Annotated in this window: 15 protein-coding genes and 3 pseudogenes; 16 read left to right on the forward strand and 2 right to left on the reverse strand. The window is 40.9% G+C overall.

The window, feature by feature from the left end; translation table 11 throughout:
• Positions 1-159 precede the first annotated feature (159 nt).
• From MBEAL2_RS32605 to MBEAL2_RS32615, 6 genes and pseudogenes are all read left to right on the forward strand, one after another.
• Positions 160-411: pseudogene (locus tag MBEAL2_RS32605) on the forward strand (PAS domain-containing protein); the annotation flags it as partial.
• 102 nt (positions 412-513) lie between these two features.
• A complete protein-coding gene (locus tag MBEAL2_RS32610; protein WP_047151169.1) occupies positions 514-897 on the forward strand; it encodes a VOC family protein in 384 nt (127 codons plus the stop codon).
• Between the two features lie 189 nt (positions 898-1,086).
• Positions 1,087-1,806 (forward strand): Gfo/Idh/MocA family protein, encoded by a 720-nt coding sequence (locus MBEAL2_RS03545; protein WP_152667683.1) that lies wholly within the window; start codon positions 1,087-1,089, stop codon positions 1,804-1,806.
• Between the two features lie 111 nt (positions 1,807-1,917).
• Positions 1,918-2,283: a sensor histidine kinase gene (locus tag MBEAL2_RS03550; RefSeq protein WP_047150975.1), complete on the forward strand. Its 366-nt coding sequence runs from the start codon at positions 1,918-1,920 to the stop codon at positions 2,281-2,283.
• Positions 2,280-2,777 (forward strand): response regulator, encoded by a 498-nt coding sequence (locus MBEAL2_RS03555; protein WP_052947416.1) that lies wholly within the window; start codon positions 2,280-2,282, stop codon positions 2,775-2,777. The genes MBEAL2_RS03550 and MBEAL2_RS03555 overlap by 4 nt, the downstream gene beginning before the upstream one ends.
• A 69-nt stretch (positions 2,778-2,846) precedes the next feature.
• Positions 2,847-3,788, forward strand: a complete 942-nt coding sequence (locus tag MBEAL2_RS32615) for a hypothetical protein (RefSeq protein ID WP_047150976.1) — start codon at positions 2,847-2,849, stop codon at positions 3,786-3,788.
• 52 nt (positions 3,789-3,840) lie between these two features.
• Here the strand turns inward: MBEAL2_RS32615 and MBEAL2_RS33915 are convergent.
• A pseudogene (locus MBEAL2_RS33915) lies at positions 3,841-4,224 on the reverse strand (DUF1572 family protein); the annotation flags it as partial.
• Positions 4,225-4,265: 41 nt separating this feature from the next.
• A complete protein-coding gene (locus tag MBEAL2_RS03565) occupies positions 4,266-4,682 on the reverse strand; it encodes a DUF2935 domain-containing protein (RefSeq protein ID WP_047150977.1) in 417 nt (138 codons plus the stop codon).
• 217 nt (positions 4,683-4,899) lie between these two features.
• Between MBEAL2_RS03565 and MBEAL2_RS03570 the strand changes: the two genes are divergently transcribed.
• The 10 genes and pseudogenes from MBEAL2_RS03570 to MBEAL2_RS03615 all read left to right on the forward strand — a co-directional run bounded on the left by MBEAL2_RS03570 (position 4,900) and on the right by MBEAL2_RS03615 (position 14,469).
• Positions 4,900-5,988 carry a branched-chain amino acid aminotransferase gene (locus MBEAL2_RS03570; RefSeq protein ID WP_047150978.1) on the forward strand — a complete coding sequence of 363 codons (1,089 nt, stop codon included), beginning with the start codon at positions 4,900-4,902 and terminating at the stop codon, positions 5,986-5,988.
• A gap of 213 nt (positions 5,989-6,201) precedes the next feature.
• On the forward strand, positions 6,202-6,408 hold the full coding sequence (locus MBEAL2_RS03575; protein WP_047150979.1) for a hypothetical protein: 207 nt from the start codon (positions 6,202-6,204) through the stop codon (positions 6,406-6,408).
• 258 nt (positions 6,409-6,666) lie between these two features.
• Positions 6,667-7,095 (forward strand): MerR family transcriptional regulator, encoded by a 429-nt coding sequence (locus MBEAL2_RS03580; RefSeq protein ID WP_047150980.1) that lies wholly within the window; start codon positions 6,667-6,669, stop codon positions 7,093-7,095.
• 14 nt (positions 7,096-7,109) lie between these two features.
• Complete coding sequence (locus MBEAL2_RS03585) at positions 7,110-8,351, forward strand: MFS transporter (RefSeq protein ID WP_047150981.1); 1,242 nt, start codon at positions 7,110-7,112, stop codon at positions 8,349-8,351.
• A gap of 33 nt (positions 8,352-8,384) precedes the next feature.
• Complete coding sequence (locus tag MBEAL2_RS03590) at positions 8,385-8,714, forward strand: CBS domain-containing protein (protein WP_052947417.1); 330 nt, start codon at positions 8,385-8,387, stop codon at positions 8,712-8,714.
• 87 nt (positions 8,715-8,801) lie between these two features.
• Positions 8,802-9,350 (forward strand): NADPH-dependent FMN reductase, encoded by a 549-nt coding sequence (locus MBEAL2_RS03595; RefSeq protein ID WP_082129737.1) that lies wholly within the window; start codon positions 8,802-8,804, stop codon positions 9,348-9,350.
• A gap of 250 nt (positions 9,351-9,600) precedes the next feature.
• Entirely contained in the window at positions 9,601-10,383 is a 783-nt protein-coding gene (locus MBEAL2_RS03600; RefSeq protein WP_047150982.1) for an alpha/beta fold hydrolase, read from the forward strand.
• A gap of 199 nt (positions 10,384-10,582) precedes the next feature.
• Entirely contained in the window at positions 10,583-11,299 is a 717-nt protein-coding gene (locus MBEAL2_RS03605) for a hypothetical protein (RefSeq protein WP_047150983.1), read from the forward strand.
• 506 nt (positions 11,300-11,805) lie between these two features.
• Positions 11,806-13,032, forward strand: a pseudogene (locus tag MBEAL2_RS03610) (glycoside hydrolase family 1 protein); the annotation flags it as partial.
• A gap of 423 nt (positions 13,033-13,455) precedes the next feature.
• Positions 13,456-14,469 (forward strand): LacI family DNA-binding transcriptional regulator, encoded by a 1,014-nt coding sequence (locus MBEAL2_RS03615; protein ID WP_047150984.1) that lies wholly within the window; start codon positions 13,456-13,458, stop codon positions 14,467-14,469.
• Positions 14,470-14,498 lie beyond the last annotated feature (29 nt).

A 14,498-nucleotide genomic window follows, 5' to 3' on the forward strand; every position in this document is an offset into this window, starting at 1 on the left:
GTTATACATATGTTTTATAATTATAAATTTTCTTTCAAAATGGGACTCTTCTCTTTTATAAGAAAATGGTACGATAGCTATAATGTAAATATTTTCTTAACTTCTATGGGGGGTCTTATGATTTACCGAGTAAACAATAATCTAGTAAAGCAGAAATGGATGACTTATAGAATTACTATACTCTATGAACTTATAAATAACCTCCCCGATACAGTATGTTTAAAAGACGGGGAAGGGCGCTGGCTGGAAGCTAATACAGCTACTCTTCAGATCTTTGAAATCGAGGATATTCATTACAAGGGCAAAACGAACTCTGAGCTGGCAAGCTTATGCAAACATACTCATAATGGATTTGCTGTTTGTAGTGATTCAGACAAGCGAGCCTGGGAAGCGGGCAAAGCAATTCGGTGCGAAGAAGTCTTTGGAACCAAAGAGGATTTTCCCCTGTTACTGGTTCCTAAAGGTAAAAAAGAGGCCGTAAAAAATTTAGAGGCGAAAGAAGAGGGAGAAACGATGAATATCGATCGATTAGATCATTTTGTGCTCACGGTTCAAAATATGGAAGCAACATGCCGGTTTTATTGTAACGTACTTGGAATGGAAATGGTCACGTTCGGCAATGGGCGCAAAGCACTTCAATTTGGGCGGCAGAAAATAAATCTCCATCAGGCAGGCAAAGAGTTTGAACCAAAGGCGCTTTATCCAACCCCCGGCTCGGCTGATTTATGCTTTATAACGGAAACACCGCTTGCTGAGGTGCTGAGCCACCTGGAACAGGAGGGGATTTCCATTGAGGAGGGACCTGTAGAAAGAACAGGAGCAACCGGGAAAATTGTCTCTGCATACATCCGGGATCCGGATCAGAACTTAATTGAAATCTCAAATTATGTGGGATAAGGAGCGATAGTAGAAATAACCCCTGGACCTATTTATTTGCAGGGGTTAAGCCAGTTTTTTCCTTCCTAAGAGTGTTCCATGAAATTATATAATCAATAAAAGCCCTAACAGGAGGGGAACACGATTCAAAAGAGCAGCTTGCCACTCCGATTTCCCTGTGGATTTCAGGTGCGAGGGCAGCGGTTAAGTGTGAATAAGCGTCCGGTACGGATAAACGGGGTTTTATGTGAAAAGCCGCTTGCAAATTCTTTAAAACAGGCGGAAGAAATGCGAGATGGGGCGAAAAAAGCCGGCGTTGTCCATGCAATGAATTTTCCAACGTATTACCGCAGCGCTTTTAAGCAATTGGAGAGGCTCGTTTTCGAAGGATACACTGGCAAAATTAGAAGAGTGGAGGTTCAAGCGCACTTCCACAGGTGGCCGCGCGACTGGCAGCACAATGCCTGGATTTCAAGCCGGGAGCAGGGCGGTTTTGTACGCGAAGTCATCCCGCATTTCATCCAGTTGATTGAATACTTATTCGGAACGATCACAAACGTCCGCTCTCAAATCGAATATCCTTCAGACGTGGAGCTATGTGAGATCGGGCTTCTCGCAACAATGGAAGTGCAGGGCGGCATCCCCATTCTGGTAAATGGGCTCAGCCAGATTGCAAAACACGAAGAGGTGTCATTCACGGTGTACGGCACGGAAGGAACACTATCCCTTATCGATTGGAATCGGCTGAAAGGAGGCAGGGCAGGGGAGTACATGGAAGAAATACCGCTGCCGGGCAAAGACCATCTGGAAGACTTAATTACAAATTTGATTAAGGCTGTGAATGGGAAGGAAGCCCGATTGTTTGATTTTGGTGTAGGGTATGATGTGCAGCGAGTTCTGGAAGCTTTGCTGCACCCCGAAAAGAGATGAGGAGGAATTCGTTCATGCGGCTCCCCTCAGCTTTAAATTGTTCTTTAACAATACGGCGAACAGATTGCCCCAGGGGAGGACGAACTGCTTTTATCTATTGCCCTGCGGCAAATGACAGACGAATTTTCCAAACATACGGGTACCAGGGTTCATTTTCAAATACAAGGAGAAGAACGCGGGCTTACTCAGCATGGCAAGCTGACCATCGTTCGCTGCCTGCAGGAGGCGCTGACGAATGCCAAGCGGCATGGAGAGGGGACCGCAATCACTGTCATTCTCGCCTTTCATTATGAAGAGCTGGCTTTAGAGGTGCATGATAATGGCCATGGAGCGGAAGCGATACATACGGGCTTCGGTCTAAAAACGATGAAAGAGAGGCTTGAGATGCTGCAGGGAAAACTGGAAATTACGTCCTCTTCCGGAAGCGGAACAAAGGTAGTATGTTCGATCCCGATAAAAGGGGAGGTGGTCTCGTGAAAAAGATAAAGGTAGTCATTGTTGAAGATCAAGAGCTCGTGAGGGAAGGGCTGCACATTTTGCTAAATACCGAGCCTGACATAGAGGTCATAGGAACCGCGGGAGATGGAAGAGCGGGTGTTACCATGTGCCAGAAGCTGAAGCCGGACATCGTGCTGATGGATATTCATATGCCTGGGATGGATGGGGTGGTGGCAACCGGGCATATCAAAAAGCTCTATCCGGAAATCAAAGTCATTATTCTTACAACCTACCAGGAAATTTCCTATGTTATTGAGGCGCTTAGTGTTGGAGCAGAAGGCTATCTGCTGAAAGCGATTCAGCCAAAGGACCTGTCAGCCGGAATCCGGCTCATTCACCACGGCGGCACGCTCATTCCGCCGGAAATGGCGAGAGGAATTGTTGCAGAGCTGAAGGAATTGAAGACTTTGGTAAAGGCGCCGAAAGAACAGAGGTTATATATCCACGATTTATTCCAAGCTGGAAGTACATAACCGCAAGCAGGTGACAAAAAAAGCGAAGGAAGAAGGTATCGTGTAAGCCCCCTGCGCGTCCGTTTCTGGATGACTGCCTATGGAACAGAGGCTGTATCATATAAAAATAAACAGGTGATACGAAAGGGCGGTGACATAGGCACCTTCCATTCAACCATGTGGCTCCTGCCCAAAGAACGGCTTGGAATCTTTATTACGGCATCGGCGGATGTGAAAGGGATAGGTGAGTTTATTACAAGCTTCATTGATACGCACTACCCTGCTTCAAAGGCTGACAAAGGCCAAAAGGCATATGTAAAGACGCCCGCAGAAGAGCTCACCCAGCTCACAGGGACCTACCGCTATATTCGTTATTCAGAAACAACGTACGGGAAAGTGATAAACTTCTTTCGGCCTTATGTACAGCTTAAAGTTGCTGCTGAGGACGGAGGGCTGCTGGTAGAATTGATGGGGGAACACAGGCAGTTTCGTCAAATAACTCCCCTTGTTTTTGAAGAGAGGAACAGGGAAACCGTAGGAAATCAAAATCGCTTAACCTTTGTCGCAGACAAAAGAAACAATGTCCTTTATTTGCAAATGCCGGAGGAAGCGACGTATTTTAAAAAGGTGGAAGGGTACGAAGACATAACAATTCATAAGTGGCTTGCTATCTTCTTTACGGCTGCATTTCTCATCCTTTCCATCCTTCTGTTTGTGCAAAGAAAACGAGGGGAAAGTTCGCTGCTGAGGAGAATCGCACTGTGGAACTGTCTCGTCCACCTTGTCTTTATTCCTGTTTTTGTCGTAATTGCAATGAAGGTAATGGCGGGAGCTTCTACGGCACTTTTGTACATTCCTCTTACACTCCCGCTGCTGGCGGTTCCCTTAACAGCCTTGTTGATTACACTTGCCATAAAGGATTGGAGCAATAAGGGATGGAGAGGTGGAGTAAGGTTCGTTCCTGTTGCGACCTGCTTTGTAAGCTTCCTGTTTCCACTGTTTTTACGCTATTGGAACTTACTTGGTTATTGACAGAACAAAACAGGGCGGCTTTAAAAAGCCTGCCCTGTTTATTTTCATTCATATATATTGTTTTCTCCACATTCGCCTCAGTCAGACTTTGTAATGTATCAAATAATGTGCGCCAGCCATCCTCCCACATTTGCAGTAAATCGGCTGCGGTTGTATTTGCAGACTCAAATTCGGTGTTCCGGTTTCGATCCGGTTTTTCGCCGTCGGCCGTTAAGAAATCAGTCCACCTGGAAACCATGTTCCCGCTCATATGCCTTATAATGGTGGCAATGCTGTTGGACTCGCTTGCAGGGGACCAGTTCAACTGTTCATCGGTCAACCGAGTGATTGTTTTGTCCCCCAGGCTTTTTGTACTCTGAAAGTTTGCGATACAGCAAGACAGATATTCCCTTTCGATGCTCATTGTTTCCTCTCCTCTCCGATTTGCGCTACTCATATAATTATCCGTAAGAGGAGAAAAAAACTTCCTGCAAAGAGCTACTGCTCTGAGCTGTATAAAATTCCAAGAAAATAATCGGATTCTCTCATAATGTGGTGGATGACAACTTGAACGGTCGGATTTGCCTTTACCGCCTGGCTGTTTTGCAGCATCATTTCAAGAAATCGAATAAACTGCCTGCTTTGTTCAATGCTGAAACAAATGAGCTGGTGAATCGTAGAATGAATCCATGGATTTGCCTGGTGTGTGGATGTAAGTTCGGCCTGAAGGTACTGGCGGGCCGTATTTTCCGTTTCTGTGAAGGAGCCTTCCCATTTTTCCAGTGCCTGGACGTAAACCGGCTCAAGTTGTGTGAGTGCACGAATGACTACCGTATGTTCTCTCTCTTGTGTTTTCCAAAAAACGATTTCTTCTAGGGTTCGAACAGGCATATATGGCCCGTAGACGTGTAACATGCGTTTAGCCTCCTCTTCTAATCAGACAATAACAGGATATTCGCGGAGAAAAGGGAGGTGCACAGGAAGTTAAGGAAATTAAGAACATATAGGCAATACCTATTAATGAGGTAGAAAGTAACTATTTTATTTATTGATAAAAAAATGATATAAATATAATAACTATTTTTCAAAAAATTAATTTTTTCAAAATGAAGCATTGAAGAGGTGTAGAGAGATGGAGCATGAGCTTACAATAGAAAAAACAAAAGAACCGAAACAAAAGCCGGACCAAAACAATTTGGGATTTGGACAGTATTTCACTGATCATATGTTTTTAATGGATTATACAGGCGAAAAAGGATGGCATGATCCGAGAATTGTTCCTTATGCTCCCCTAATGCTTGACCCTGCGTCCATGGTTTTTCATTATGGGCAAACTGTATTTGAAGGGTTGAAAGCTTATAAGGCAGCGAATGAACAAATCCTCTTATTCAGACCTGACAAAAATATGAAGAGAATTAATATATCTAACCAAAGGCTTAGCATGCCGCCTATTGACGGGGATTTTGTCATTAAGGCTATAAAAGAACTAGTAAGCATAGAGAAGGATTGGATTCCTGATGAGGAAGGGACCTCCCTTTATATTAGACCCTTTATTATTGCAACGGAGCCTTGTCTCGGCGTTCGTCCCTCTAACCATTACCATTTTATCGTAATCCTCTCACCTGTCGGCGCCTATTATCCAGAGGGAATTAAACCGATTAAAATTAATGTGGAAAGCAAATATGTTCGTGCTGTACAAGGTGGAACAGGATTTGCCAAAACAGCCGGGAACTACGCTTCCAGTTTAAACGCACAGGTAGAAGCAAAAGAGAATGGATATACTCAAGTGCTATGGTTAGATGGGATCGAAAAGAAGTACATAGAAGAAGTGGGGAGTATGAATGTATTTTTCAAAATAAACGGTGAGGTGTTCACCCCCGCGTTGAATGGAAGCATTCTGGACGGCGTTACAAGGGACTCTGTGATTAAATTGTTACAGGATTGGGGGGTTCCTGTTAGCGAGAGAAAGATTTCCATAGAGGAATTGTATGCCGCTTATGACAGCGGAACACTGGAAGAAGCATTTGGCACAGGAACAGCCGCTGTTATATCCCCCATTGGAGAATTAAATTGGATGAATAAAAGGATGCTGATTCATGGCGGAAATACAGGTGAACTAACTAAAAGGCTTTATGATGCCATTACAGGAATCCAGAGTGGAAAAATCGAGGATAAGTTTGGATGGACAGTTGAGGCGAAAACAATGAATTACACATCATAAATTCCATTTTGTTAAGTAGAAAGAGTCGTTTCCAAGAGAACAAAGAAGAAGATCAATAAAAGAAGGCGTTCTTACAACTATGTAGGAACGTCTCTTTTGATCTGACCCTAGTTGATTTCTTTTTTATGTTTATGTTTTTCTTCTGCTGTAAGAGGGTAAATTAAAACTAAACAGAATTTAAAGGATAGTCTAACACCAAAGGAGACTACAACGATGAATTTCTTTAATAAATTAGAACAAAAGAGCATGTTGGCAGACTATAATGTTGGTGATCGAATTAATCATAAACTGTTTGGGGAAGGCACAATCAAGGAAATTTGTGAGAAGAAAACGCTTATTGACATTGATTTTAACGGAACTACAAAGAAGATGAATTTAGAAGTCCTTACGGTAGGCGACCTTGTTGAAAAAGTTGAGTGATTTATATTCACAGTTCCTTCAACAACTACTCAAGATACAGTTACAACTCACTAAGTAGAACAGAGGAGTCGGGTGATTACACTTGGCTCTTTTTCTTTTGTTATTAAGCTGAGGGAGTTTAGTTCGGTAAATAATGAGGCGAGGTGCTTATGGAAATTACAGTTTGGATTGGCTTCGTCTTAAAATTAACGTTGACGTAAATGTTAGTTATATGGTATTTTATTCCTTGTTACGTCTAAGCAATTGAAGGGAGATGAAATGAAAATTTACAAAATTGAAGATGTTGCCAAACAATGTGGATTAACGAAGCGCACGATTCGATACTACGAGGAAATTGGCTTGCTTTTCCCTCCTGAGAGGAGCGAGGGTGGATTTCGTTTGTATTCCGACCAACATGTTGAACGTCTTAAGAAAATTATTAACGCACGTGATGTGCTTGGCTTTTCATTGCCAGAACTTCAGGAATTCCTTTCGATAAGTGAGGAAATCAACAACCAGCGTCTAGAGATCAGGCAGATTGAGGATATAGAGCTGAAATTGGAGAAGATTACGGAGATGGAGCAAACCGTTGGAAAACAACTAAGAATCATTGATCAAAAGCTTGAGAAGCTGACACTCATTCAGACAGAGTTTCACCAACTGTACGAACGGATTCTTGAAGCCAAAATCAAATATAAATCAGATTAGGAGTGAGCGATAACATGGCACGTTCTTCTGAGGATACGGCAGTAACTGCCGTAACAAAAAATTCTGTCCCAAACGAGGCAGGTCTTCTGCAGCAACCCCGCTCCGTATGGGCTGTTTTTTTTGCCGGGATTATCGCGTTTATGGGGATCGGCCTGGTTGATCCCATTTTACCGGCCATTGCCCACAAAATGCAGGCAACACCCAGTGAAGTAAGCCTGTTGTTCACCACCTATAACGCTGTCATGGCTGTAGCTATGCTGATTACCGGCATGATTACATCCAGAATTGGAGTCAAAGGGACGTTGCTTATGGGCATCATTATCATTGCCGTATTTTCAGGGCTTGGAGGTCTTTCCAATAATATCTGGATACTCGGCGGACTGCGTGGAGGCTGGGGACTCGGCAATGCGCTTTTTGTTGCAACGGCTTTAACTGCGATTGTGTCCTTGTCAAAAAGTGGTGTTACAAAAGCAATTATTCTGTATGAGGCGGCGATCGGGCTCGGTATTTCGGTAGGGCCGCTGATTGGTGGTGAACTGGGGGCTATTTCATGGAGAGGCCCTTTTTTTGGGGTAGCCTCGCTAATGGTCGTTGCATTTATCGCTATTACTGTGTTGATGCCCAAATCAAACAACTCACAGTCTTCGAAAGCTAAGACTTCCTTGATTGATCCGTTTCGCGCTATGAAGCATCGTTCGCTTGTCGTTTTTGGAGTTACCGCTTGCCTGTACAACTTTGGTTTCTTCACCCTAATGGCATATGCTCCATTCGTTATGGGATTGGATGAGCATGGTCTCGGGTATGTGTTCCTTGGCTGGGGCATACTGCTAGCCATAACGTCTGTTTTCATGGCTCCGAGGCTCCAACAAAGTTTTGGGACGGTTAAATCCATGTCCGTTATGTTAGTCCTGTTTGGCCTGACACTGCTGGTGATGGGTATTTGGACGAATACACAATGGGTACTCATTACATCTGTTATTTTTTCAGGTGCATTACTGGGAAATAACAACACATTGATTACAACCGGCGTTATGAATGCGGCTCCGATTGAGCGTTCCACTGCATCTGCCGCTTACAGCTTTCTGCGTTTTCTTGGCGCAGCCATAGCCCCCTTCTTCGCAGGGAAATTAGCAGAATGGTACAATCCTCATGTTCCTTTTATCGTAGGGGCCGGATTTGTACTACTATCCGTTATGTTTGTAATGCTCAACCGTCAACATGTGAAACATGTTGACCAGGCCGGTTCCGCTCATTAATCTGTTATAGACAGCAATCAGAAATTAATCGGTATGGTTAGCGATGGCGACGTGATACGATTCCTCAAACCTAATGCTAGCCGTTCGTATGATTTTTTTGCTTACATTGTAACGACCGCCTCAGAAACATTGGATCGTTCCGTAAAGGAAAAATTAGAGTGTTCGGTAAGTCAGGTTATGAAGAAAAAGAATTTATATGCGGTTTCAACAGATGATCCCCTTGAAAAAGCCATCGACATTCTTTCCAAACATCATTTCAAAAAAATACCCGTGATTAGTAAGAATGGAGAACTCGTTGGCGTCATAAGCAGAGGAGATGTAATTCGCCAGTTGACGAATTTGTTTGTTTTAAAAAAAGGCTAACTATTTGAAAAAATGTCTAGAAAAAAAGGGTTGCCATTTCGGTTATCCCTTTTCAAGTTGGATGTTTTTTAAAAGGAGAGTTCAAAATTGCAATCATTAAAATCAGAATTTCACATTGTTGGAATATGTGGGAGTTTACGTAAATCTTCCTGTAACCTTGGACTATTACGTGCATTTGAGCAGGAACTGCCAGATAATATCAAGTTTACATTAGGGGATATTTCAGAAATCCCGTTTTTTAATGAAGACCGAGAACAGCCCTATCCAGCAACAGTTTTAAAACTTAAAGAATTATTGGATTCTGCTGATGCTTTGGTTATTAGCTCGCCTGAGTATAATTTGTCATATACAGCCGTGCTTAAAAATGCAATAGAATGGTTATCACGCCGTTCGTTACAAACAGAATTAGCAGGGAAACCTGTTGCTCTTATCGGTGCTGCTGTAATTGGAGTTGGGGTATCACAGAGTCATCTGCGAGATGTTATGTTTGCTTTAAATATGAACGTGTTAAATAGACCCATTGTGCAGGTAGGAAACGCACATGAAAAGTTTGATAAGGAAGGAAATCTGACGGATAACACTACTAAAGAACTGCTCGTGAAATTAAAAGATGAATTAATTGATGCTATTAAGTGATTTTTAATCAAAACCGCTATGTGTTTTATTGTCCAAATGCTTCGTAGAAAACGTTTGAATCTCCTTTCCTTATGGTGTCAAAATACAAGCAGTAATGCTGTCCTTATGGATATCCATTCCGCATGCACGTTCAATGATAACCTTCATTGAAATGATCCTTTCTGCTACAAACAAGGATAGGTATTCACCTATGTTTGCCCAAGTGAGTATCTTGTTGCTGATGAGAATTTTATTAAACGGAGGAATCACCATGGGATACTTTGTTACTGTCGAACCGGGTGTAAGAATATATGTAGAAGATGTAAACCCGGTTGGCAACAAGACAATACTGTTTATACATGGTTGGCCGTTAAACCATAAGCAGTTTGAATATCAGTTTGATGTTCTTCCTGCAATGGGATATCGATGTATCGGCATTGACTGGAGAGGCTTCGGCAATTCAGATAAACCAGTGAGTGGCTACAATTATGACAGATTGGCAGATGATATCCGTACTGTAGTTGGTGCACTTCAATTAGAAAACTTCACGCTCGCGGGTCACTCCACAGGGGGAGCGATCGCGATTCGTTATATTGCTCGATATAATGGCTGCGGAGTATCTAAACTTGTCCTTATAGACGCTGCAGCTCCCACTGGTTTTACAATAGAAACTGCAAATAAACTCCTTACTGAAACGTCTAATGACCGCCCTAAAATGATGCAGGGAGTAACGGACACCTTTTTCTTCCAGTATATAACCGGCCCATTCTCGGAGTGGTTCTTTCAACTGGGATTACAGGCAGCAGGTTGGTCGACTGCGGCCATAATCGTCTCACTAAGAGATGAGAAGATGTATCCTGATCTTCATAAAATAGTTGTCCCTACTTTAATTATTCATGGCATTCATGACAAAGTGATTCCATTTTCACAAGCTCAGGAATTAAATAAAAAAATAAGAAATTCACAGCTTGTCCCGTTTCAATACAGCGGTCACGGCCCTTTCTGGGAAGAACGCGACAAGTTTAACCAGCTATTGACACAATTTATTGGATAGTAAAGTTTTTGAAACTATGTACGATGGGAATCGTAGTGAAGTAATACATGGTTTTTATTGTTATCCATATTTTTCGTTTGCTCAACGCTTGGACTGATTTCAATTGTAAAAATAAAACTGCTTGTCCTACCCTCATATGGAGCAGAATAAAAATAAAGAAAAGGTAAAGGGGACTTCCATTATGAAAAAGTAGTTCCTGTTGGTTTTCGCTTCTATTCTGCTTATTGTTTGGGCTAGGGGTGTATTTGCTGCAAACTACGTCATTAAGAGTAAGGGGCAATCAAATAGTGAGGGGCAAACAGAAATACCTGAAGTTTTTAAAGTAAAAGGGTTTTCAAAAGTTAAAATTCCTATATATGTTCCGACGCATTTGCCACTGCCTGATCCTGTAAAGGGATCATTATATCTACTCAATGCCAAATTTAATAAGAACAACTATTCATTTGATGTTTTTACCGGGACATGTGGAACACAGTCCATGGCTGATTGGATTGTCACAATGACGGCAGGGGAAAAGCCTGCTTCTAAATATCCGATTGAAATACAAATGCTTAAAAAGCCCTCGGGAATTGTAGAACTTCACGGTGTAAAAGCCCAATCCTTTGACGATAAAATGATGCTTACATGGAAAAATGGAAACTGGGATATAACCGCTATCGGGCATGCACCTAATGATGGCATTCGTGTAGCTAGAGAAGTAATTGTAGTTATTCCAAAGGGGTTCAATCCTGTTCCTGGTGTCATAAAAGGGCAATTTCGAGCAAGTCAAACGGGAAACCCGATGTATGTTGATGCTAGCTGGACGTATGATGGGAAGATATGGTATGAATTGCATGGAAGAAGCGATGCTTGTTTAAGGACAATTATGCTGTTGTCGATGCAACGTTTTATCCCTGAAAAAGCTAACATCAATTAATAATTATCCCTCTAATTATGCGATTTATTCCAAAATTAAAAACCTCTAAGGAACCTAAATTTTAGGTTCCTTATTTGATTTAACATTCCAGAAAAATTCCCGTATCTGTAAACGTATAAATTGAAAATGTCTTATATTCAAGTCGGATAAAAAAATTAACTATATTCATTATAAAACGGATGTAACAAGCACAAGTCAATAGGTAGGAAATATTGAAAATCCTAATTTTAAAGATGGTTATATACAGTTATTTCAAGATATCTCTAATACCGACCAATATGCAAAGGAATTTAAAAATGGCGTTGATCAAGAGGAAGTTTTAAATTTTTTAATGATTATCTTGTTTTCAAGGTTTATGTAGATAACCAGTTTGACTATTGGGGAATTGATAATGTAATGGTGGTTGGATGTACGAATGATGACTAACTCTTTTGTCTCATTAATTAGGTTAATTAGGTAAAGTTTATCAACACAATGGAAATAAAGATAATAAAGGAGTGAAAGGTATGGTTCATAAAGAGTTAAAATCATTTCCGACAAATTTTCTGTGGGGATCAGCATCGGCAGCATATCAGGTAGAAGGTGCTTGGGATGAGGATGGAAAGGGACCTTCCGTTTGGGATGTGTTTACTAAAATTCCCGGTAAAACATTTAAGGGATCGAATGGGGATGTAGCGGTAGATCATTACCACCGTTATAAAGAAGATATTGCTTTAATGGCGCAAATGGGTTTAAAGGCATATCGATTTTCTGTTAGTTGGCCCAGAATCTATCCAAAAGGAAAGGGCGAAATTAATGAGGCGGGGTTACAGTTTTATGATAATCTTATCAATGAGTTATTAGCTCATCATATTGAGCCCGTTTTAACTCTTTACCATTGGGATGTCCCATACTCTTTAATGGAGGAATATGGGGCATGGGAATCCAGACAAATTATTGAAGACTTCAACAACTATTGTATAACTTTATATAAGCGATTTGGGGATCGTGTTAAATACTGGATATCCTTAAATGAACAAAATTATAACACGCATCATGGTTTTATCACAGCTATGCACCCACCGGGTGTAACAAACCGAAAAAGATTTTATGAAGCTAATCATATTGCTTTTTTAGCAAACGCAAAAGCGATTGAATCATTCAGGAAATACGTACCAGGTGGGAAATTTGGACCCAGCTTTGCTTATTCCCCAGCGTATCCTTTAACCAGTGATCCAAAGGATATATTGGCTTATGAAAATGCCGAAGAATTTACGAACAACTGGTGGCTTGATGTCTACTCTTGGGGAAAATATCCGGAAATTCCATACCGGTATTTATTGGAACAAGGACTAGCACCTACCATACAGAAAGGTGACCTTGAATTACTTCAAAAAGGAAAACCGGATTTTATAGGTGTCAATTATTATCAAACCATTACCTACGAATTTAATCCAGTTGGTGGTGTGGCAGAGGGGAGGTTCAATAGGACCGGAAAAAAAGGCAGTGGTGAAGAAACAGGGATACCGGGATTGTATAAAACTATGCGTAATCCTAACTTAGAAGCTTCAAATTGGGATTGGGCTATCGATCCTATAGGTTTACGAGTAGGACTGCGACGCATTACCAGCCGATATCAACTCCCGATTTTCATCACTGAAAATGGTCTTGGTGAGTTTGATGTTCTAGAATCAAATCATTCGGTTAATGACGATCATAGGATTAAATATCTCCATTCTCACCTTGAGCAATGTGTTGTTCATGTTATTTGATTAATCCCTCCCAATACAAGCCAAGCTTATTCAGCCCTTTTTAGAGAAAAATCGAAGCCGGCTCTTCTTCATTTTCTTGTCGCCATATTCCCCGAGCTTGAATCCCATTGAACGATTATAGAAGGGGCTCAAGGAAAGCGTCATTATCAATCGATTCCATAAAGACAAAAAAGAAAAAGAGGACTAAAACAGAATAATGTGTTTTAATATTATGAAAAAAACGAAATTAAGACTTTATTTTTTTGGTAGATATTAATATAATAAAATCGAGTAAACCGGTTACCTCATATGTGTAAATATTCCCCTGTGTGTTCTGTAACAACATTCGTATAAAAGCAAAGGGATTTATAGGGTAATTCATGCTTTAAAGGCTATAAAGAATAAAATATGAAAGAGTGTTTAAAAATGAGCATAACGATATATGATGTAGCCAAAAAAGCAGGTGTCTCAACTGCTACGGTATCTAAAATTATTAATAACACCGGTTCTATAAGTGAAAGAACAAAAAAGAAAGTACAAGCTGTAATGAAAGAACTTCAATATCAACCTAGCTTGATTGCTACTGCATTAAACGGAAAATGCACGTATACGATTGGACTTCTTATTCCAGATCTCGCCAACCCAATCTTTGCGGAATATGCAAGATGCATAGAAGATAGGGCTCAAGAACTAGGGTTTAATATAATAATGTGCAGTACAGATACAGACATAGAAAGAGAAGCGAAATACGTATCACTTTTAAAACAAAAGTGTGTTGATGGATTTATCATAGCCGCTAAATTTGAAAATGTTAAACTACTCAAAGATTTAATTAAAAATGATAAAATTCCGGTCGCCTTAATAGCGGCTCAAGATGTATCTGAACTTCCTGTAGATAGTGTTACAGTTGATGATTATTTAGGGGGATATCAGGTTACTGAATATTTACTCTCATTAGGTCACAAAAGAATTGGGTTTATTGCTGAGGAAGCTAGGAGCAGCAAAGAACGTATAAGAGGATATAAACAAGCCATTATTGAAGCAGGAGTAGAGTACGACGAAAGTTTAATACTTGTATGCAAACCTAAACCAACGATGGGGTATGCAGAGGTTGCTGCAAAGAAATTACTTGAATTACCTGGACGCCCTACTGCTATATTTGGTGCAAATGATTCATTGGCTATTGGTGCGATATGGGCAGCACGAAAACACGGCTTAACAATACCCAAAGATTTATCAGTAATAGGCTTTGATAATACAGTTATGTCTCAAATTATGGAACCCCCTTTATCAACAGTTCAACAACCGATTCAAGAAATTGGCCGCCAAGTAGTGGATTTATTAACTCAGAAAATCGAAAGAAAAAGGAAATTAACACAGCGGGTTGTTTTATTACCAGAGCTTGTCATACGCCAATCAACCATGAAGATATCAAAATGAGCTGGTGTTCATATAAATTTCGAATATAT

This window comes from Aneurinibacillus tyrosinisolvens (assembly GCF_001015055.1).
In the GTDB taxonomy this organism is placed as follows: domain Bacteria; phylum Bacillota; class Bacilli; order Aneurinibacillales; family Aneurinibacillaceae; genus Aneurinibacillus_A; species Aneurinibacillus_A tyrosinisolvens.